The following is a 20,132-nucleotide window of genomic DNA, read 5'->3' on the forward strand; positions in this document are numbered from 1 at the left end:
GATTTGAAGCTCTGGCCGATAGAAAATGTTTGCCGTGATTGCTTACTGTTTCAAGGACACATATCATCTAAACACCAACTCAGAAATGTGTTCCTTTGCCCAAGCGATGAGGTCAGCATTCTCTGCTCTGCTTAAGGCGGTCATCAAGTCATCACTTAAAATCGCTGTGCCGTCTTTGTCTAGAGAAAACGGTAAGGTGTCAGACGGGGCTGTTTTTTCACCGCTGTAAAGGTGATACAAGATGATAGTTAGTCTCTTACTGTTGTTGGCATATTCTTCATTCATGCTTTGCCAAGCCTTTGGTGTGTTCGTTTTCGAGAGCTTCTGTTTAAAGTGATCACGTGTAATCACCATTAAATCTGACAAATTGATTTTTTATACACGGACAACGTGTATCTGAAAAAAATACATGCTCTCGCGTTGTGCTTGTGGCGGGCCTGTCAGCCAGCTTGTATCAGTGCCATAATGAGGTCACAACGAATCGATAAGAGCTGCTATGTCTGAAGAAATTCCCAAAATCTACGCTAAGTTAGTCGCCTTAGAGACCGTTGTTAGTGACCTTCGTCAAGGTTACTTAATCGTTAATCAGCGCTATACAAACGCTTTGGCGTCACTCAAAGATCTCACAGCGCACGCCTCTGAAGCCGCTAAACGCTCGGCCGCTGGTGCGCTTAAGGCAGCCGAGGCAGCAAAAAATGCGTCAATGGCCGCGACGGAAGCTGCTGCGATCCCTGTCCTAAAAGCCGCCGATGCTGCTGCGGATGCTGCAGCGAGCGCGGCCGAAGCCGCGATTGAAGCGGCAGCCTCAGCCGCAGCGGCTGCAGCTGCAGCGGCTGCGGCGGTCGCTCATCAAGCGGAGGAATCTTCTTTGATCGCGTCGGCTCAGGCTGCAGAGGCGACAAAAATTGCTACCGATGCGGCGACCGAGGCGGTCAAAATGTCGAATTTGGCAGCTGATGTTGCTCGTACTGCGCGCATAAAGAGAGACGCAGACTGATGATTTCGTCATTTGGCCGTGTTCTTTAGGCGCCCGAGGTTGAAATGCTTTCTAAGAAAACGTTACGGGATTCTTTTGCAGAGGCGCTCGCCAACGGCCTTAGGCTGCGATATCGAGAGATACCGACAGCTGAGTTTGTGGCGAGGGAATTCAATCGACGGGCGAACACAACAGATGCAATCACTCAAGAATCAGCTCGTCGTTGGTTAAGAGGGCTGGCGATACCCGATCTGGCAAAGTTGCTTGTGTTGCGGTCCTGGCTAGACCTTGACTTGAATGCGTTAGCTATGCCAAGTGTTGAATCTGTAAAAAAGGTTGATGTTGAATTAAGTGGCGCGGCGCTGGCGAGACAGGGCGAATTTATTCAAACGACACAGACGATTAAACAGGCTTTGCGGTCTCTTATGGAGGAACTTGAACGCCTGGAAAAACAATCAGAACCGACAAAAAATTTTTAATTGCTTAACATTTTTCGGTCTATTCTAGTGTTGCGAACACGATTCGACAAAACACTAGGCGGCTAACAATGAAAGCTAGAACGGAATGTAATCAACCCGAAGCGACGAGCAACATGCCCGATAGCGTGAGGCGCTCACTTCTGGGGGCGTTTGGCGCATCGTTGGCGGGTGCCGGGTTGGGGTTTCCTTCAGTATCACGCGCGCAAGGGGCTTACCCTTCCAAGCCCATCAGGATGGTGATTCCCTGGCCTCCCGGGCAGGCGACCGATCTGGTGGGCCGGTCGTTGGCCGTTGGATTGTCTCGCGTGTTGGGTCAAGCCATCGTCGCCGATAACAAAGCGGGGGCGGGCGGCATGATTGGTTGCGACGCGGCTGCTAAAGCGAAGCCAGACGGGTACACCATCTTGGCGGCGTCGAGCGGGCCACTGACGGTTATTCCCCTGGTGCAGACGACACCTTACGATGCTCAAAAAGACTTCACTTACATTGCTATGGCGTGCATCACACCATATGTATTGGTGACTGCGTCGGATTTTCCCGCTAAGGACGCTGCCGCCCTGGTGGCACTCGTGAAAGCGAATCCGGGCAAATACAACTTTGGCTCGTCTGGTACAGGGGCGACGGGTCACCTGATGGGGGAGGCCTTTCACGCGGCTGCCGGCCTTAGTGTGGTTCACGTACCCTTTAAAGGAACGCTTCCCGCGTTGACCGAGGTGATGGCAGGGCGCGTCGCTTATTGTTTTGAAACAGCCTCTGTTATCATGCCTTTTATTCGAGATGGCAGACTGCGGGGCTTAGGCTGCACGCTGCTTAACGGCAGCGCTGTCACCCCAGGTATCCCTCCACTCTCAACAGCTGCAAACGTGCCGGGATTCAACTTGGGCGGCTGGATCGGTCTGGCAGCTCCGGCCGGATTGACCGCAGAGGTCCGCGAGCGGTTGGCAAAGGCGACAAAAGAAGTGCTGCAATCGGCTGAAACCAAAGAACTGTTTGAGCAGATTTTTATCGAGGTCGATTTCAAACAAGGCGCAGAATTCACTGAATATCTGAGTAAGACAAGTGCTGTCTATGCAGAGGTTATTCGGAAAAACAACATCAAGCTTGAGTCTTAGTCGCACGGGCGCAGAGATGCGGATATGATGCGGAAAAAGGAGACATCTCAAATGAAAGCAAAAATTGCGTCGGCTCAGCTACGTGCAACGAGTAACACACCAGACAGCACAAGACGGTCACTTTTAGGAGGCTTTGCGGCCACTGTGGCAGGTGCGAGCTTAGGCCTGCCTGCTTTGTCGGGTGCGCAAGCAGCTTATCCCGTTAAGCCCATCAAAATGGTCATCCCTTGGCCACCGGGGCAGGCTGCTGATTTGGTTGGACGGTCGTTAGCCCTGGGATTGTCCCGTGTTTTAGGTCAGAGTGTCGTGTCCGACAATAAAGCCGGTGCTGGTGGCATGATTGGCACCGACACTGCTGCTAAAGCGACACCGGACGGCTACACCATTTTGTCCGCTTCGAGTGGGCCGTTGACAATTAGCCCTTTGTTGCAACCCACGCCCTATGATGTCAAAAAGGACTTTACCTATATCGCTATGGCCTGCACCGCGCCTTTTGTGCTGGTGACTGCGCCGGATTTTCCGGCTAAGGATGCTGCGGCGCTCGTGGCGCTGGTTAAGGCTAATCCGGGTAAATACAACTTCGCCTCTTCGGGTACAGGTGCGACAGCCCACCTGATTGGCGAAGCTTTTAACGCTGCTGCTGGATTGAATGTTGTCCATGTTCCTTTCAAAGGCTCTATTCCAGCGCTGGGCGAGGTGATGGCTGGGCGAGTGGCCTACTGTTTAGAAACAGCCTCTGCTGTCATGCCCTTTGTTCGCGATGGAAGACTGAAAGGTTTGGGTTGTTCGTTGTTGAACGGCAGCGCGGTAACGCCCGGGATTCCACCGCTTTCAACCGCGGCAAATGTGCCAGGCTTTAATCTGGGTGCTTGGATTGGTTTGGCAGCCCCAGCGGGTTTGACAGCTGAAGTCAGTGAGAGGTTGGCTAAAGCGGTTAAAGAAGTGCTGCAGTCGGCTGAGACCAAAGAGTTGTTTGATCGTATTTCTGTCGAAATCGACTTCAAACAGGGTGCTGAATTTACCAAATACCTGAGCGATACCAGTGCTCAGTTCGCCGAGGTCATTAAGAAAAATAATATCAAGCTTGAGAGTTAGGCTCGATAACAATCCCTATATCCATATCCCCGCTGGGTGGGTCGAGTTCGATTAATGGTTTCAACTATACGCGTGATGCCAGCCATGCCCTCTGGTAACACGGAAGCGCCAACCATGATGATTGCTGAGAAGGCGGCGGATATTATCAGAGGGTTAGTAAGCGCTTAGGGATGTCTAGCACGCTAATGACTTCTACCTTATCTTGCACAACCCAACCAGCCTCAACGGGAGCAACGATATAGGCCGCGTCGACGCCTACGTCTTCGCACGCTTGCCAAAACCCTTTGGTGACTTTTGGCGAACTTGAAAATTTGACTTCAAAACCTAATTTACGCAGACCAATTTCGACGATGACATCCAATTCAGCGCCTGCCGCCGTCCGGTAAAAAGACATAGAGGCACCTTCAGGCAAATGTGCTGCGATTTGCTCAATAACGAAGCCCTCCCATGAGGAGCCAGTGCTGGGATGGCCGAGTAAATCGTTTACCTCACGAATGCCAAGCAGACTGTGCAGAAGGCCGCTGTCACGGACGTACACCTTGGGACTTTTGACTAAACGCTTGCCCAGGTTAATAAAATAAGGCTCAAGCCTGCGAACCATCAGCGCATCGCATAGGTGATCAAGATAGCGACCAGTGGAGGAGGCCGAGATGCCAAGAGACGTTGCAACTGAAGACGCGTTGAACATTTGACCATGTAAGTGAGCGACCATTCGCCAGAATCGGTACATCAATTGTGGGTCAACGGTGATACCAAGCCCAGGTAAATCTGTGTTTAAGAAGTGTCGAATCAATGCGGCGCGCCAATCCCACGAGGCGTTGACTGATTTGGCTAAGTAACTGTTGGGAAAGCCGCCTCTAAGCCAGAGGGTTTGGGTGTCGTTAAACGTCTGGTAAATCTCGCTTAATAATAAAGGGGACATGTCGACCAGCGACAAACGCCCAGCCAGAGATTGCGATTGTTTCAAGAGTTTGAAAGAGGCTGACCCTAACAGTAGGAATCTGCCTGGACGTCGGTCTAAATCGATTTCGCCACGCAATTCACTTAGTAACTCAGGTTGATTTTGGATTTCATCCAGGATGACAAGAGAGTGCCGATTAGCCTCAAAAAATGCGCTTGGGTTAACCAGTCTTGCCCTGGCCTGGGCTGTGTCTAGGTCGAGATAAATTGAATTGGATGACTTAGTGGCGAATGCTTTTGCCAGTGTGGTCTTACCAATTTGACGTGGACCGAGGATGCCAACTGCTGGGCTCCATTGCAAATGGTCAGCAATTTTTTGATGGGCGATGCGTTTAAACATCCTTGTATATTAGTCATGACATGACGAATATGCAAGGATAAAATGCATCTATAGATTGACGAAGTATTCGTTTTTTCTTGGTACGGGTAGATCGTTATAGGCGACCAGTGCGTCGAGTTTCGATTTAAACAGGGTTTCGTCTAGGTTTTGAAGCTCGTAAGTCTCCATCCAGGTGGCCCTGCCTTCGGCGTCGATTTCTGGTCGCTTCATCAGGCGTGCCATGAGGCTTGGAAACGACTGGGCAAGTTGGGCTTGCATATGCTTGATTCTGGGCAAGGTCGTATCGCTCACTGAAGCGTCAACCTTGTAATAGACGAATAAGATCATGAGCTTGCTTGTCCGGCGCTTATTTGATGTGGCTTGGGTGTGTTTTCATTAAACTACTCTTGTTCGATTATCATCGATTTACGAAGAACTTAACATGATGCGCAATATCTCGCCTCGAATAACAAAGCCAGGCTGGTCGATGCTGCCGACGGTGTTCAGCGTGGCAGGCACCATACTTTTCTTTAACAATGTTGCCTTGGCCCAGCAGTCGCTCGCTTCTCTGCAGTCTATCCAGTCTGCTCAAGCAGTGACTGTTGCTGTTACGCCACCGAAATTATCCGATGGGACAGCCAAGGTGGCTATCACCAACACTGATATGTTTCCACATATCGTCTTCGTTCAGATATTCAACAAGAACGCAAAGAAGACGCCTGTCGCCGAAATATCCACGACGGTGAAGCCTTTTGAGACCTTAAAGCTGGATGCCAAGCCGCAAGTACCGAAAGCTGTCTTTGAGTCAGGGTTGCAGTGGGTCACCTATCAAGACATCGGCGACCTGGGGCCAGCGGTTAAGGACAATCATTTTCAGTTGCCGTTCGCGCCCAACACCAAGGTCAGAGTGTGTCAGTCAGCAGATGGACCGCAGACAACACACGGCGGTGAAAAAATTGATGCTGTTGATTTCTGCGTGGCTGAAAAGACCCCGATTGTTGCTGCGAGAGCAGGCGTGGTCATTGCCGTGGTTCAGCACTTCACCGAAGGGGGAATGAACCCTGCACTGCTGCTTAAGGCAAACACGATCCGCATCTTGCACAGGGATGGGCTCATCAGCGTCTACTCTCATATTTATACTAATAGCGCTACGGTGAAGGTAGGTCAGCAAGTTCAGCAAGGACAGCAGATCGCGCTCGAGGGCAATGTTGGATATTCATCAGGCCCTCATCTGCATTTTGAAGTGCTTGAAGGTCAGGCTAAATTAAACAGTCAGCAGACCCTGTTTCATCTTGTTCCGATTCGGTTTTTTAATAAAAATAACAACGAAATTAAAATCAAACATGACACCCACTACACAGCTGACGGATTGACTAGCTCGCCTGGCGCTTCGCAATCAAAGTGACGATTTCCGGCATGAAGGCCTGGGCGCCACCTTCTTGTACCGCTGCCTCGAGTGTTTGTTTGACGGCTTGTGCAACGGTGTGATCTGCATTTATCTCTTTCGCCATTTGATTGTAATAACTGAGATCTTTCAGGCTGTTGGCGACACTGAAGCGTAGCCCTGATGGATCCTGATCAGTCAGATACGGTTTCAGTCGTTCGAGTGGTGCGCCCCACCCGCCACCTTTACCCAAGACTTCGATAAATACGTGGGGATCGACCCCGGCTACCTGCGCACACGCTGCGGCCTCAGCCAGCAGGGCAACCGATCCAAGTGAGACGTAATTGTGTAGTAGCTTCATCCGATGTCCCGCGCCGATAGGGCCAGCGTGGACAATATTCTCGGCAAAGCATTGCAGAATAGGTTTGCACTGCTCAAAGAGCGCGGCGTCCCCACCGACCAGCAGATTGAGTCGGCCCTCTGCCGCCTCTTTGGGTGTTCGGGTCATTGGGGCATCGAGAAATAAACCGCCTTGCGCCATGATCGATTGGGCAACCCGTTCTGTTGAAGTGGGTAGGGCTGTCGAACAGTCGATAACGATTGTGCCTGCTTGCAAACCTTTCAGCACACCCTCGTCGCCGAGTAAAACGTCTTCAACCTGTGGCGTACCGGTGACGCACAGAATAATGATTTGAGCGTGCCTGGCGAGCTCGGCTGGCGTCTGATAAACACTAGACCCAGCTGCCACAAGATCCCCAAGTGGCTGATTGCCAGGATGCGCTAGTACCGATAATTGATGACCATGCTTGAGCAAATTGCTTGCAATGCCGTGACCCATCATGCCAATGCCAATCATGCCGATTTTTTTCATGTTGTTATCCTTTTTTATCTCAAGTTGCGCAGTGCAACCGCACTCGCCCACTTATTCGCAACAGCCGGCGAAGTAACGCACGTTGCTTCGCGCGTGACGACTCGGACAGCTCTTTCCAACAGTTGTATGTCCGCTTCGTGCTGACGGGCGACATGGGGATCCTCGAAGAAGATCACCTTCTGACATTGTCGCTCAAGAACTAAGTCAGCAATTTGCGCATCGCCACCCATCGGTCCGCTCAAATAACGTTGTACCCAAGGCATATCAGTGGGCCAACCGCGCGACCAGGCCAGTTCGTTCAAGAGCTTACCGGTTGTACCGGTAGCAACGCGTTGGGCAAAACTCGATAGCACCTCAAAGTGTTGCGTTGCAAAATCCAGCATGATGTCTTTCAGCGCATCGTGAGCGATTAAGGCAGCACATTGCTGCGACAAATCAAACAAAGCATCCGCAGACGAGTGTGCGTGAAGTCCTGCGTGAAGACGTTCGACTTCTATCCACTCGATTGCGCCCGCCATCGTTGAGATAAATGGCTTTTTATGTGTGATGCACTGACGTTTAAGGGCCAGTGCCTCAGGGAAAATCGACGAAGGATCGACCGGATCAATGAGGTAAATGGCCCCGTCCAGAGAATCGGCTTCGAGTTCAGTCTCTGTGATTCGGGCAACAAGCTTCATGAGGCCGCCGTCTCGACCGTAGGGATAGCGAACCAAGCCGTGGTAATCCGTTAACAGACCCTCGCGCAAAATGGCATCGTAAGTGCGCCCTACTGTGTGCAATTCTATTCCTAGTGCCTGGATACTAAGCTCACTGGCACGCAGCCAGTCGAAACAAATTGAATCCCTGGTACTGTGATGTCGCTGGTTGGCAGCGAGGCCAAAGCGCAAGTTTCGCGGCAGGTCTAAGGCTGGTGAGTTTGCGATATCGTCTCGATTTAAGCTCATGAGGGGTCAAAGGTGGTGTATTCGTTAATTACCTTGCTTATGATATGCGGTTATGGTGCTTTTGGTATTTAAACTAGCGAAACAATCTTGTTGATTTGGTGAAAGAGAAGCAATCAATGAAACGGCCCGTTCCTGTGCAAAAGGCATCCCTGAATGAACATTTTCAGCGCGCAGTTTCATTGCATCAAGCAGGGCAGATCACCGAGGCGGTCGCCATCTATCGACAATTGCTTGCACAGCTACCGAAGCACGGTGATCTGCTGTTCATGCTGGGTACAGCCGAATATCAGCTAGGCAATAAAGCTGAGGCGGTCAAGCTGCTAGATAAATCAGTGGCGAGTAGTCCCGGTAACGCAATGGCTTTCAACAATCGCGGCAATGTTCTGCAAGAGCTATCACGCTTTGCAGAGGCGCTAAAGAGCTACGATCAAGCCATCCGTTTGCATCCCGGCTATTTCGAGGCCTATAACAACAAGGGCAATACGCTGCGCCTGCTCGGGCAACCTGAAAATGCGATCGAGCAATATCAAAAATCGGTCGCGTTGAAGCCAGACTATGCTGATGCCTATAACAACTGGGGTAATGCATTACAGGATTTAAAGCGGTTTGAAGAGGCAATTCTAAATTTTCAGACCTGCGTCCAGTTCAGCCCTAATCACTCCCAAGCGTTCTACAACTGGGGCAATGCCCTTAAAGATCTTGGCCGGTTTCAAGAGTCGATCGCTCTTTATCAAAAAGCAATTGAACTAAACCCCGTTTATCCGCCTGCTTATAACAATCTGGGGTATTCGTTAAAAGAGTTGCATAACAACACTGAAGCAGCGGGGATATTTCAGTTGGCGTTGCAATTGCAACCAGACTTCCCCGAGGCACTGAACAATCTTGGTACGGTGCTGACTTCTCTGGATCGCTTGCCTGAGGCGCGCGACAAACTCGAACGTGCAACGCAATTGAAGCCAGATTATGCAGAAGCGTATAGCAATCTTGGGGTGGTGTTGCTGCAAATGCGGTGCCTTAATGAGGCGTTGACGAGTTTTGATCAGGCCTTGTCTTTGAAGCCTGGTTTGCAAGATGCGCAGTGGAATCGCTCACTCGTGCGTTTGACCTTAGGCGACTATGCAAACGGTTGGCGTGATCACGAGGCTCGCGTTAACACCATCAAAGCCATTAGTTACGGCCTGCGGTCTTACACGCAACCACAATGGACAGGTGTTGAGTCGCTGAGCGGTAAGACGATCTTTGTCGCGGCTGAGCAAGGCCTTGGCGACACCATTCAGTTCTGCCGCTATGTGCCGATGCTGGCACGATTGGGTGCACGGGTAATTTTTGAAGTTCAACCCCCCCTTGTGGCTACCATGAACATGCTCGAAGGCCCGAGTGAGGTGGTGTCGTTGTTGCCGCCGAGTCAGGTATTGCCTGAGCACGATTTCTATTGCATGCTCATGAGTTTGCCCCTGGCTTTTCATACAAAAGTCGAGACCATCCCGGCGCAACAAAAATATCTGCAGGCAGATCCTGTCAAGGTAGGTTATTGGGCGAATAAACTCGGTCCTAAGACCAAGCTTCGTGTCGGGCTAGTGTGGTCTGGTGGGTTTCGCCCCGGGCAGCCAGAACTTTGGGCAACGCATAAAAGACGCAACATTGAACTGTCCAAGCTGTCTGGCTTAAAGCATATCGACGCTGAGTTTTACAGTTTGCAAAAAGGCCAGCCAGCCGAGGGCGAGCTGGAGGCATTGGTGGCGCAGCATTGGGACGGCCCTGCTCTTATTAACCACGTCAGTGCCTTGCAAGACTTTAGCGATACGGCCGCGCTGATCGAGAATCTGGATTTGATTATCGCTGTGGATACGTCAACGCCGCATCTTGCCGCAGCCTTGGGCAAGCCAACGTGGTTGTTGAGCCGGTTTGACAGCTGCTGGCGCTGGCTGGATGCGCGGGACGATACACCGTGGTACCCGACAATGCGGCTCTTCAGGCAACAAACCCCCATGGACTGGGATACGGTTATCGCTGAATTACAGGTCGAGCTGAGCGAAGTGGTAGCGGCTCACTCATGAAAGAGCAACAGTCAAAAAGTGACCGGTTTCAGCATGGCGTTGCCCTGCACCAGGCGGGGCAGGTTGCACAAGCGGCAGAGATTTATCGACAGTTGATTAAGGCCTTGCCCAAACACGCCGATCTATTGTTTATGCTTGGCACCGCCGAATATCAGTTGGGTAACAAGGCCGAGGCGGTCAAGTTGCTTGACAAGGCTATTGTCATCAACCCCACTAATCCGATGGCTTTCAGCAATCGGGGTAACGCCTTACAAGAACTGGGCAGATTGCCAGAAGCGCTAAACAGTTACAACCAAGCGATCCGCTTAAAACCCGATTACGTCGAAGCGGTGAGCAATAAAGGCAATACGCTTCGCCTGCTCGGTCGAGTCGAAGAAGCGCTTGCCTGTTATTCGCGCAGCCTTGAAATCAATCCGAGTTACCAACCGGCGTATTACGAACTTGGATTTACTTTGCAATCGCTTGGCAGACTCGAGGAAGCGGTAGATTGTTATGGACGCGCGATTGAACTGCGGCCCGATTCCGCGCAGACCTATGCCGTTCGGGGTGCTGCGTACCAGGATTTGAGACGGTTTGATGACGCGATAGCTGACTACCAACAGGTTATTACCCTGATTCCGGGCGCCGCCATGATTTACAACAATCTTGGTAACGTACTGAAAGAGGTTGGCCGCCACGAAGAGGCTTGTTTGCGGTTGACTCAGGCAATTGAGCTACAGCCCGATCAGGCTGATGCCCATAACAATCTGGGCGTGGTACTGCAGCAGATGCGCCGTTTGACCGAAGCCTTAACTTGTTTTGAGCACGCACGAGGGCTGAAACCAGACTCGGTTGACGCACAATGGAATCTTGCGCTGGCTCGTTTGGTTCTGGGTGACTACAAGCAGGGCTGGCAGGATTATGAAGCACGCCTGCATCCAAGCAAGTTGTCGGGCGTCAACCTCAGAACGTACGCCAAGCCGAAATGGACAGGCGCAGAGTCGCTGGTGGGTAAGACGATTTTTGTTGTGGCCGAGCAAGGTCTGGGTGACACCATCCAGTTTTGTCGCTATTTGCCATTGTTGGCTCGGTTGGGGGCAACTGTCATACTTGAGTCGCAGCCGCAACTGGTTGACTTGATGAAAACCTTAAACGGGGTGGATCAGGTCTTACCCGCATTTCTTGAGGTCGGACAAATCCCTGAATATGATTTCTATTGTCCATTGATGAGTATGCCTGTTGCGTTTGAGACGACACTGGCGACTATCCCCTGGGCAGAGCCATACCTGCACGCTGATCCAGCCAAAGTTGCGTATTGGGCAGATCGCCTGGGACAAAGATTAAAACCAAGAGTGGGGCTTGTTTGGTCCGGGGGATTTCATCCGGCTCAGCCAGAGGTCTGGGTGATCAATAAGCGGCGCAATATGGATCTAGCCAAACTCGCTCCGCTTAAAAATATGGATGTTGAGTTCTATAGTTTGCAAAAAGGCGAGCCGGCTCAAACTGAATTGACCGAGTTAATGAGCCAGAACTGGGAAGGCCCGCGCCTGATTGATTACGCAAAGGAATTTAACGACTTCACGGATACGGCCGCACTGATTGAAAACCTGGATTTGGTTATCTCGGTTGATACAGCGGTAGCCCATCTTGCTGGCGCACTAGGCAAACCGACCTGGTTGCTGAGCCGCTTTGATAGCTGTTGGCGCTGGCTGGATCAGCGTGACGACACACCCTGGTATCCCAGTATGACTTTACTCCGACAAAGCAGCTTTAATGACTGGGATGAGGTGGTGAGTCGTCTGGTTGATAGAATGCACGATCATTTCAAACGTTAAGACCGATTTCATGAAGCGTCAATCCCTGCGTATTGCCTCTGTCGAGGCACCCATCATTCCCGCGATCGCCGCAATGGTTCGCGAAAATCCTGGCACTATTTCTTTAGGTCAAGGCGTCGTTAATTATGGACCGCCTTCAGAGGCCATTGCCGCGTTACCGGGATTGATGGCTGATTCGCAGTTGAACAAATATCAGTCCGTCATGGGCTATCAAGGCTTGATTGAGGCGCTGCAGCAAAAATTGGTGACCGAAAATAACGTTCACTGTGGTCAGGATGCGATGGTGATGGTAACAGCTGGCAGCAATATGGCGTTTTTGAATTGCGCCATGGCGGTCGCAGACCCAGGTGACGAATTCATTTTGCCTAAGCCCTTCTACTTTAATCAAGAGATGGCTATCCGGATGATCGGTTGCGTGCCGGTGCCCGTCGAAGTCAATGCTGACTGGAGCCTTAATGTTGAGGCGTTGGCGGCAGCGATCACACCCAGAACGCGCGCGATTGTGACGGTATCGCCGAACAACCCGACCGGTGCTGTGTACTCACAGGCGTCGCTCACAGCAGTGAACCAGCTATGCGCAAACCATGGTATCTATCATTTCAGCGATGAGGCTTATGAATACTTCACTTATGAGGGCGTGAAGCATTTCTCACCAGCCTCTTTACCTGGTGCGCACAAGCACACCTTGTCCTTTTACTCTTTGTCAAAGAATTACGGGATGGCCAGCTGGCGGGTGGGCTATGTTGTTTTCCCTGCTGACTTGTTTGACGCCATGAACAAAGTGCAGGATACCAACCTCATTTGTGCGCCAGTGCCCTCTCAGTTGCTAGCAATCGCGGCTTTAAAACTCGGTCGTGCGTGGGTTGAACCCAAGGTTCAGGCGCTCGCAACGGTGAGACAGGATGTGTTTGCGGCACTCGACACGCTGGGCGATCTCGTCCAGTTTCCCCGAACGCAAGGCGCCTTTTACGTGTTGTTGAAATTGCCCGGTTTGCCACAGCAAACGGAGGCGCTTGCCTTTAATCAGGCGATGGCAAAGAACCATAAGGTTGTGTCTATTCCCGGTTTTGCCTTTGGTTTGCTCAATAGTAACGAGGCTAATTATCAGCGCTTGTCTTATGGCGCGCTTGAACCAGCTAGCGTGGCCGAAGGGGTGACTCGTTTCGTGGCCGCGGTTAAGGATTGGTATCGCAAGGTTTGACGAGTCTTGTCTAAATTTCATAAAGGTGGCGTATGACTTGGTCGATTTTGGCAAGAGATGAGCAAGGTCATTTCGGTGTGGCGATTGCAAGTAAATTTTTTGCAGTTGGATCGCTCTGCGTTAACACCCGTCGACAGGTGGCCGCGCTCTCGACACAGGCGCTGATGAATCCGTTATACGGGCCCGCTGGACTTGATCTGATTTCGAATCAAGTCCCAGCTTCTGAGGCTATTCAACAGTTGATTGCTGCGGATGAAGGGCGTGAGCAGCGCCAAGTGCATATTTTGCCGGTGAGAGGTCCTGCAGCGGCGCACACTGGAGCCGAATGTATTGACTGGTGTGGGCACCTGATCGGTGAAAATTTCAGCGTCGCTGGCAATATGTTGGCAGGTCCTCAAGTCCTTGAGCAGACGGCTCAGGCCTTTCAGGATCTGAGTGGCCGGCCACTGGGTGAGCGTTTGCTGGCCGCGCTGGATGCGGGTCAAGCCGCTGGAGGCGATAAACGCGGCAAGCAATCGGCCGCGTTAAAACTGCATTTCGACGAAGATTATCCGCAACTTGATTTGCGCGTAGATGATCACGAAGAGCCTTTCGTTGAACTCAGGCGTTTGTATGAAAAAAGTCTCGAACGGTTTCAGGGTTTTCTAGAATGTTTGCCAGGGCGCGGCCGGTATTCAGGTCTGATTGTCAGAGCTGAGATCGAAGCGCATATCCAACAGTTTCATCAGCGAAAATAACGCATTGTGTATATAATCAAACAATAATTAATTGATAGTGTGGGGGGGAATCCATGGTCGTGCCTCAGCAAGTATTACTTCGTGACGCCATGCGGCGTCTGAACATGACCCGCGATGTGTTTGCCGACAGAATTGGCTGCCGTCGTCGTACACTGGACAGTTGGTTGTTGCCTGATGAATCCAGTGAATATCGCGCTACACCTGAGGTGGTTCGCAGGTTTGTTGCTGAGATATTGTCGAATCATCCTGATGCGAATGAATATACACAAAGCGCATATTCTGAGGTTGCCCATATCGGTGGTCATGGTGGTCGTATCAACCATCTGTTGTCGGTCGATCAGTTCACCCGTGACTCGGTTGAAGAACTTTTTGTTTTGGCTGATGTGATGCAACCGATCGCGAGGCGACAAAAAGTCACTCGTGTGCTCGAAGGCGCAGTGCTGGCCAATCTGTTTTTTGAAGCAAGCACCCGCACGCGCATCAGTTTTGGTGCCGCGTTTTGCCGCTTGGGTGGTTCGGTTTGCGACACCACCGGTTTCACTTTTTCGTCGATGGCCAAAGGTGAGTCCATTTACGATACCAGTCGTGTTGTCAGTGGTTATGTTGACGCCATCGTTGTCAGACATCCTGAAAAAGGATCTGTCGCAGAATTTGCTCGTGCGACCAATATCCCGGTGGTCAACGGAGGTGATGGCCCAGGTGAACATCCTAGTCAGGCCTTGCTCGATCTGTATACCATTCAGAGAGAATTTTCTGGGCTGGGTAAGTTGATCGACGGTGCTCACATCGCAATGGTCGGGGATTTGAAGTACGGCCGCACCGTGCACTCGTTGATTAAATTGCTCTCGCTTTACCGCGGACTGAAATTCACACTGATTTCGCCAACCGCACTTGAGATGCCCGCTGAGATCGTGGAAGTCGTGAGCCGCAATGGCCACGTTGTCGAACTCAGCAATTCTCCGGCGCGATCACTAGCGGACGCTGATATTTTGTATGCGACGCGAATCCAGAAAGAGCGATTTACTGAAGAGGCGATCGACGGCTACGGTACAGATTTTGAGGTTAATCAAAAGCTGGTGAACACCGCCTGTAAAAAAGATGTGGTGATCATGCACCCCTTGCCTCGGGATAGCCGACCTGAGTCACATGATCTAAGTACGGACCTGAACGCTGATTCGAGATTGGCTATCTTCAGGCAAACTGACAATGGCATACCTGTCAGGATGGCAATTTTCGCCAAATTGCTGGGTGTGGATAAGCTGGTTCAGCGATCAATGAAGGATGTCACTTGGGTTACGCCAGCAAATATCGGGCCGGATGATTCGTTGCCAGATGTTGATGAAAGTTAAGTCACGAAACGTGTGCCGAAACCGAAGCTGGACATGACCGATAACGTGGCATTTGCTTAGCTGGTGGCTGAATCACGCGGTAAATCCGGTTTTTTCGCTAACAGAAACAAGAGTGATCCCGCTGCTGCCATGAGTGCAAGTACGGTAAAGCCTAGTTGGTAGTTACCCGTCGCATCACCCAGCGCACCTGCCACAAGCGGGCCTGCGAACTGACCCATTGCGGCAATAATCCCCGAGATCCCCAAGATCTGACCAATCGATTGGCGACCAAAATAGTCAGCACGCAACGCTTGCATGAAAGGCCCGCGGATTCCCCAGGCCAGGCCGTGTAAAACGGCAAAAATAACCAGAGAACCCCTCTCGGTTGCGAAAGTTAAAAACAACAAACCGAGGGCATGCATGAGCATGCACATTCCCGACAGTAAACGCTTGGGAAATTTATCGCCAAGATAACCACCAATCAATACGCCAGCCAGTTGAAACGCTGTCATCGTCGTGATGATGAAAGAGGCTTGCGCAATGCTGTAGTGCAGCGCCGTGCGCATGTGATTGATTGCATGGGCGTTAACTGCAGTCACGATCAGTAATGCGCTTGAGTGCCCCGCGGCTAGTAGCCAGAAAGCTCTGGTGCGAATTGCCTGCATGGTGGTGAAGGATGGTTCTTTTGTCATGCCTGCTTTAAGGTGCGACGTATCGCCTTGATTTGCGGTCGCCTGAGCAAGGATGGGGTCGATTCCATCTATGTGCAAACCCAGATCCTCTGGTCGCTTACGGTAAATGCTTGCAAGTGGAAACCCCACCACCATCATGATGACGCCGGATCCAAAAGCGGTTGCACGCCAGCCATAGGTTTGCATACACCATGCAACGATGGGTACGCAAATTCCACCAAGTGCCAGACCCAGACCGACCGTAGACAATGCACGGGCGCGTTTTTTTTCAAACCACTGAATGATGCCAACGTTCAAGGGAAAGTAACCAGAGAATGACGTCCCCACTGCAAAAACGAGCGTGGCTAAGTAGAAGCTGCCTATGGTGTCAATTTGACTCAGCAGCATAAAACCGGCGCCGACTACGATGACACCGATCCGCAGTATTTGTTTTGCACCGTATTTGTCCAAGAAGCCGCCCATGAAAGGCCCAAGAAAAACACCCTCCATGGACTGCATGGACACCGCGCCGGCAACAGCGGTTCGGCTCCAGCCCTTTTCTTCTATCAACACGGATGCGTATGCGCCTAACGAGTTGAACAGGAGGACTGAGCTGAGGAACTGCAGACAGACAGCCGATATGACCATCTTCCAGCCATAGAAAATCTTCATTTTTATTGTTAAATCCGGATAAACACCAGTTGTTGCCTCTATTTCTTTACTTCATCTTTGTGTGCGAAAGCCTAACATATCCTCTCTATGCAAGGATGTTTAGTCAATCCCATTAAGATCAAGGCGTGTATTCATGGCACAGGCAAACAGTCAACAGGCGGTGATGTCTCAGCTAAAAAAAGGCTTGGCTCATCATCAACAAGGAGAACTCGCGAAAGCGCAAGCCTGTTACGAGTCTGTTTTAAAGATGCAGCCGCGCAATTTTCACGCCTTAAAGCTCTCTGGAGTCATCGCAGCTCAAGGCCACCATTATGAAAAGGCCTTTACTTTGTTGAACACAGCTGTTCAAGTGAACGATAAGGATAGTGAGCTGCTCAACAATTACGGCGTCGTGCAGCGTGAGCTGGGTCGTTTTGATGATGCGCTTGCGACTTACAAAAGAGCCATTGCTATTAACGCAAACAATTTTGAGGCGTTTACGAATCTTGGTGCCGTCTACGAGTTGCTTGGTCAATCAAATGAGGCGTTGAGTAGCTATAACCAGGCTATTGCAATCAAAGGCGATTATGTTCTGGCATATTTTAATCGCGGGGTACTGGCCGAAAAATTAGGGCAAATCGACAATGCCTTTGCGGATTATGAAATGGCCGCGCGATTGAATCCTGGTTTTGCCCAAGCCTGGCACAGTCTTGGCTATTTGTTGCAAAAGACGCAGCGGTTTCAGGAAAGCTTACTCGCCTACGATCGGGCGCTTGAGCTCAATCCACATTTCCTGTCAGCTTACGTTAATCGCGGCTTGGTATACAAACAACTCGGCCAGCCAGAGCAGGCGATCAGTAATTATCTGCAGGCCATCGCGCTTAATCCTGCATCCTTTGAAGCCTATGTCAATTTGGGCTTGGCCTATCGAGATCAAGGTCAGTTTGAGCAGTGCCTTGCTGCCTATGATCAAGCGCTTGCTTTGAATCCAAATTATTCTGCAATCCATTTTGATCGCGCGGCTGCCCTGCAAAAGTTGGATCGAAAGGATGAGGCACTGGCGAGCACTCAAAAAGGCGTGGAGCTCGACGGCAACCTGCCAGAGGGGCATTACAACCTCGGGATTATGCAGCAGTCCAATGGGGATACGGAAGCCGCCTTAAAAAGTTATTCGCGGGCAATCGAAATCAAGGCAGACTATGCCGCTGCCTTGAACAATCGGGCAGTAATCTATATCGATCAAAAGGAATACACCAAAGCCTTACCCGATCTGATGATGGCGACGATTGTTGATCCGATGTTTCCGGATGCATTTCTAAATATGGGTACCGTCTTTGAAAGAATGGGGCAGTACGAATCAGCGATTGAGCAGTTTAAGAAAGCCATTGCCTTAAAACCGATCAATCCAGAGGCGCACTTCAATATTGGCGTCAACCTGAAAAGGTTGGATCGAATTCACGAAGCGCTTGAGCATTACAACATCGCGCTGTCGATGAACGATACCTTGCATGAAGGCTATAACAATCGTGGCGTTATCCTGCATGAAATGCGACGCTTGTCTGAAGGCATTCGTGATTTGACGCGGGCGCTGGAACTGAAGCCCGAATTCGATGAAGCGCGCTGGAATCGCTCGATGCTGCTGCTGACTGTGGGAGATTTCGAGCAGGGCTGGCAAGATTATGAGGCGCGTTTCAAAGCGACGGTATCGATTGTATGCAATCGAGAATACGACAAGCCAAGATGGACAGGCGTTGAGCCCTTGGAGGGCAAGACCATTCTGATTGTCGGTGAACAGGGTCTTGGTGACACACTGCAATTCTGTCGTTACATCCCCTTGGTCGCAAAGCTTGGGGCTAAAGTGATATTTGAGTCCCAAGTCCAGTTAGTTGAAATCATGAAGAGACTAGAAGGGGTCAGTGAGGTTGTGCCCACTTATTTCCCGGGTGGTACGATGCCTGAATACGATTACTATTGCGCGCTCATCAGCTTGCCGCTTGCCTTCAAGACCCGACTAGAGAACATTCCGGCGTCGGTGCCTTATATATCGGCCGACCCAATCAAGGTACGACAATGGGGCAATGTCCTTGGCCCCAAAACCAAGCCGAGGGTTGGTCTGGTTTGGTCCGGTGGAATCAGTAACGATCAGCAAGATTCCACTGCGACCAAGCGCCGCCGCAATATGTCTTTGTTCCAATTGGCCGGGTTGAGAGCTGCGGATGTGGAATTCATCAGTCTTCAGAAAGGTCAGCCAGCTGAAGGGGAATTGGCTGAGGCCAAGCGTGTCGGATGGGATGGCCCGGACATTCTTGACTATACGGACCGATTAAAAGATTTCTCTGATACGGCTGCGCTGATTGAAAACCTTGATCTTGTGATCGCAGTGGATACCTCTACACCGCACATGGCGGCAGCCTTGGGCAAGCCCACTTGGATTATGAGCCGCTTTGATGCCTGTTGGCGCTGGCTGGATCAGCGCGAAGACAACCCCTGGTATCCGACCGTCAGGTTGTTTAACCAGCGAAAACCTTTGGAGTGGGATCAAGTGATTGAAGAAGTCATTGTTGCTTTGAAGGAGTACGCAACGACAGTAAGCTAAACTTGGTGACGGGTAGCGACTTCGCTATCCGTTAAGACTGCAGGCTTGACGGATTGGGCATGACAATGGACCGGTGGTGCGAAATACACAAAACGATTGTGCAAGACTTGCATGGCGAGGTCGGCGGCAATTTGTTTGCACTGCGGCTGAGTCTGCAGGGGCTCGCCGATGAACAAGATCGTTCAAAACGTCTGATGCAAGTCGAAAAACTGACCCAAATCGTCATTTCGACCGAAAAAAAGCTTTCAGTCATTTCTGATATGTTGGGTACAAAGAGCTAGTATGCGTCTGATAAAAATAGTGCTGGCAGATGATCATGTTCTAGTTAGAGAAGGCATGATGAACGTTCTTTCTGTCCGCCCTGAAATGAAAGTCGTGGCGCAAGCAAGCTCAGCAGCCGAGGTCATGAAAATCGTGACCTCAACAGACATCGACTGCCTGTTACTTGATCTGGCGCTACCGGACCGGGATGGTATTGATCTGGTCAAGGCAATTCGTCTGCGCCACAAAGATCTGCCCATCCTTATCTTGAGCATGTATCCCGAAGAGCAGTACGCGATGCGGGCGCTCAAGGCTGGTGCGAATGGCTATTTAAATAAAAGCACAACAAGTGTCGAGTTGATCGCGGCGATTCAAAAAGTCGCCAGCAAAAGCAAGTACATTAGTCCTAAAGTCGCTGAACTATTGGCTGAGGATATTGGTAAAACATCGTCCCTGGTGGGCCACGAGCAGTTATCTGATCGCGAATATCAATATATGGTGATGGCGGCTTCAGGTCTGACCATCACGGAAATCGCCGAAAAAATGGCCTTGTCTGCCAAAACCGTCAGCATGTATCGAAGTCGTGCCTTGAAAAAAATGAATATGCGCACAACAGCAGCCCTGACCAATTACGCAATCAAAAATAATTTACTGGCGTAAACGCAGCAACGTCGTG

The 20,132-nt window shown here is 50.9% G+C and carries 19 protein-coding genes; 13 read left to right on the plus strand and 6 right to left on the minus strand.

Going from position 1 to position 20,132, the window contains the following annotated elements; translation table 11 throughout:
* Window positions 1-63: 63 nt before the first annotated feature.
* Complete coding sequence (locus BCM14_RS12965; protein WP_146129775.1) at window positions 64-285, minus strand: hypothetical protein; 222 nt, start codon at window positions 283-285, stop codon at window positions 64-66.
* Window positions 286-496: 211 nt separating this feature from the next.
* Between BCM14_RS12965 and BCM14_RS12970 the strand changes: the two genes are divergently transcribed.
* From BCM14_RS12970 to BCM14_RS12985, 4 genes are all read left to right on the plus strand, one after another.
* Window positions 497-997: a hypothetical protein gene (locus tag BCM14_RS12970; protein ID WP_106228458.1), complete on the plus strand. Its 501-nt coding sequence runs from the start codon at window positions 497-499 to the stop codon at window positions 995-997.
* 44 nt (window positions 998-1,041) lie between these two features.
* Complete coding sequence (locus BCM14_RS12975; RefSeq protein ID WP_106228459.1) at window positions 1,042-1,455, plus strand: hypothetical protein; 414 nt, start codon at window positions 1,042-1,044, stop codon at window positions 1,453-1,455.
* A 68-nt stretch (window positions 1,456-1,523) separates the two neighbouring features.
* Window positions 1,524-2,567, plus strand: a complete 1,044-nt coding sequence (locus tag BCM14_RS12980; RefSeq protein WP_106228460.1) for a Bug family tripartite tricarboxylate transporter substrate binding protein — start codon at window positions 1,524-1,526, stop codon at window positions 2,565-2,567.
* A gap of 51 nt (window positions 2,568-2,618) precedes the next feature.
* On the plus strand, window positions 2,619-3,662 hold the full coding sequence (locus BCM14_RS12985; protein ID WP_259673622.1) for a Bug family tripartite tricarboxylate transporter substrate binding protein: 1,044 nt from the start codon (window positions 2,619-2,621) through the stop codon (window positions 3,660-3,662).
* A gap of 145 nt (window positions 3,663-3,807) precedes the next feature.
* On the opposite strand, the gene BCM14_RS12990 is transcribed toward BCM14_RS12985, so the two are convergent.
* A complete protein-coding gene (locus BCM14_RS12990) occupies window positions 3,808-4,962 on the minus strand; it encodes an ATP-binding protein (protein ID WP_106228462.1) in 1,155 nt (384 codons plus the stop codon).
* A gap of 48 nt (window positions 4,963-5,010) precedes the next feature.
* Window positions 5,011-5,289 carry a DUF4936 family protein gene (locus BCM14_RS12995; RefSeq protein ID WP_106228463.1) on the minus strand — a complete coding sequence of 93 codons (279 nt, stop codon included), beginning with the start codon at window positions 5,287-5,289 and terminating at the stop codon, window positions 5,011-5,013.
* A gap of 94 nt (window positions 5,290-5,383) precedes the next feature.
* Here BCM14_RS12995 and BCM14_RS13000 point away from each other — a divergent pair, with 94 nt between their 5' ends.
* Window positions 5,384-6,346, plus strand: coding sequence for a M23 family metallopeptidase (locus BCM14_RS13000; protein WP_106228464.1), 963 nt, complete (start codon window positions 5,384-5,386; stop codon window positions 6,344-6,346).
* On the opposite strand, the gene BCM14_RS13005 is transcribed toward BCM14_RS13000, so the two are convergent.
* Both BCM14_RS13005 and BCM14_RS13010 read right to left on the minus strand, forming a co-directional pair.
* Window positions 6,315-7,196 (minus strand): NAD(P)-dependent oxidoreductase, encoded by an 882-nt coding sequence (locus BCM14_RS13005; RefSeq protein ID WP_106228465.1) that lies wholly within the window; start codon window positions 7,194-7,196, stop codon window positions 6,315-6,317. The genes BCM14_RS13000 and BCM14_RS13005 overlap by 32 nt on opposite strands.
* Window positions 7,197-7,210: 14 nt before the next feature.
* A complete protein-coding gene (locus tag BCM14_RS13010) occupies window positions 7,211-8,140 on the minus strand; it encodes a methylglyoxal synthase (protein WP_106228466.1) in 930 nt (309 codons plus the stop codon).
* A gap of 116 nt (window positions 8,141-8,256) precedes the next feature.
* Here BCM14_RS13010 and BCM14_RS13015 point away from each other — a divergent pair, with 116 nt between their 5' ends.
* Genes BCM14_RS13015 through BCM14_RS13035 form a run of 5 tightly spaced genes read left to right on the plus strand, consistent with a single transcriptional unit; the run spans window position 8,257 to window position 15,298 of the window.
* Window positions 8,257-10,197: a tetratricopeptide repeat protein gene (locus BCM14_RS13015; RefSeq protein WP_106228467.1), complete on the plus strand. Its 1,941-nt coding sequence runs from the start codon at window positions 8,257-8,259 to the stop codon at window positions 10,195-10,197.
* A complete protein-coding gene (locus tag BCM14_RS13020; RefSeq protein ID WP_106228468.1) occupies window positions 10,194-12,011 on the plus strand; it encodes a tetratricopeptide repeat-containing glycosyltransferase family protein in 1,818 nt (605 codons plus the stop codon). The genes BCM14_RS13015 and BCM14_RS13020 overlap by 4 nt, the downstream gene beginning before the upstream one ends.
* Window positions 12,012-12,021: 10 nt before the next feature.
* On the plus strand, window positions 12,022-13,212 hold the full coding sequence (locus tag BCM14_RS13025) for a pyridoxal phosphate-dependent aminotransferase (RefSeq protein ID WP_106228469.1): 1,191 nt from the start codon (window positions 12,022-12,024) through the stop codon (window positions 13,210-13,212).
* A 32-nt stretch (window positions 13,213-13,244) separates the two neighbouring features.
* Entirely contained in the window at window positions 13,245-13,949 is a 705-nt protein-coding gene (locus BCM14_RS13030; protein ID WP_106228470.1) for a DUF1028 domain-containing protein, read from the plus strand.
* Window positions 13,950-14,002: 53 nt separating this feature from the next.
* The gene (locus BCM14_RS13035; RefSeq protein ID WP_106228471.1) at window positions 14,003-15,298 is read left to right on the plus strand and encodes an aspartate carbamoyltransferase; all 1,296 of its coding nucleotides are present in this window, start codon (window positions 14,003-14,005) and stop codon (window positions 15,296-15,298) included.
* A gap of 56 nt (window positions 15,299-15,354) precedes the next feature.
* Here BCM14_RS13035 and BCM14_RS13040 read toward each other — a convergent pair whose 3' ends face one another.
* Window positions 15,355-16,620 (minus strand): MFS transporter, encoded by a 1,266-nt coding sequence (locus tag BCM14_RS13040; protein WP_106228472.1) that lies wholly within the window; start codon window positions 16,618-16,620, stop codon window positions 15,355-15,357.
* A gap of 133 nt (window positions 16,621-16,753) precedes the next feature.
* On the opposite strand from BCM14_RS13040, the gene BCM14_RS13045 reads away from it, so the two are divergent.
* The 3 genes from BCM14_RS13045 to BCM14_RS13055 are packed head-to-tail and all read left to right on the plus strand — an operon-like array spanning window position 16,754 to window position 20,116.
* Window positions 16,754-19,195, plus strand: a complete 2,442-nt coding sequence (locus tag BCM14_RS13045; protein ID WP_106228473.1) for a tetratricopeptide repeat protein — start codon at window positions 16,754-16,756, stop codon at window positions 19,193-19,195.
* Window positions 19,196-19,254: 59 nt separating this feature from the next.
* On the plus strand, window positions 19,255-19,476 hold the full coding sequence (locus tag BCM14_RS13050; protein ID WP_146129776.1) for a hypothetical protein: 222 nt from the start codon (window positions 19,255-19,257) through the stop codon (window positions 19,474-19,476).
* Window position 19,477: 1 nt separating this feature from the next.
* On the plus strand, window positions 19,478-20,116 hold the full coding sequence (locus tag BCM14_RS13055; protein WP_106228475.1) for a response regulator: 639 nt from the start codon (window positions 19,478-19,480) through the stop codon (window positions 20,114-20,116).
* Window positions 20,117-20,132 lie beyond the last annotated feature (16 nt).

It is taken from the genome of Jezberella montanilacus (genome assembly GCF_003003055.1).
In the GTDB taxonomy this organism is placed as follows: domain Bacteria; phylum Pseudomonadota; class Gammaproteobacteria; order Burkholderiales; family Burkholderiaceae_B; genus Zwartia; species Zwartia montanilacus.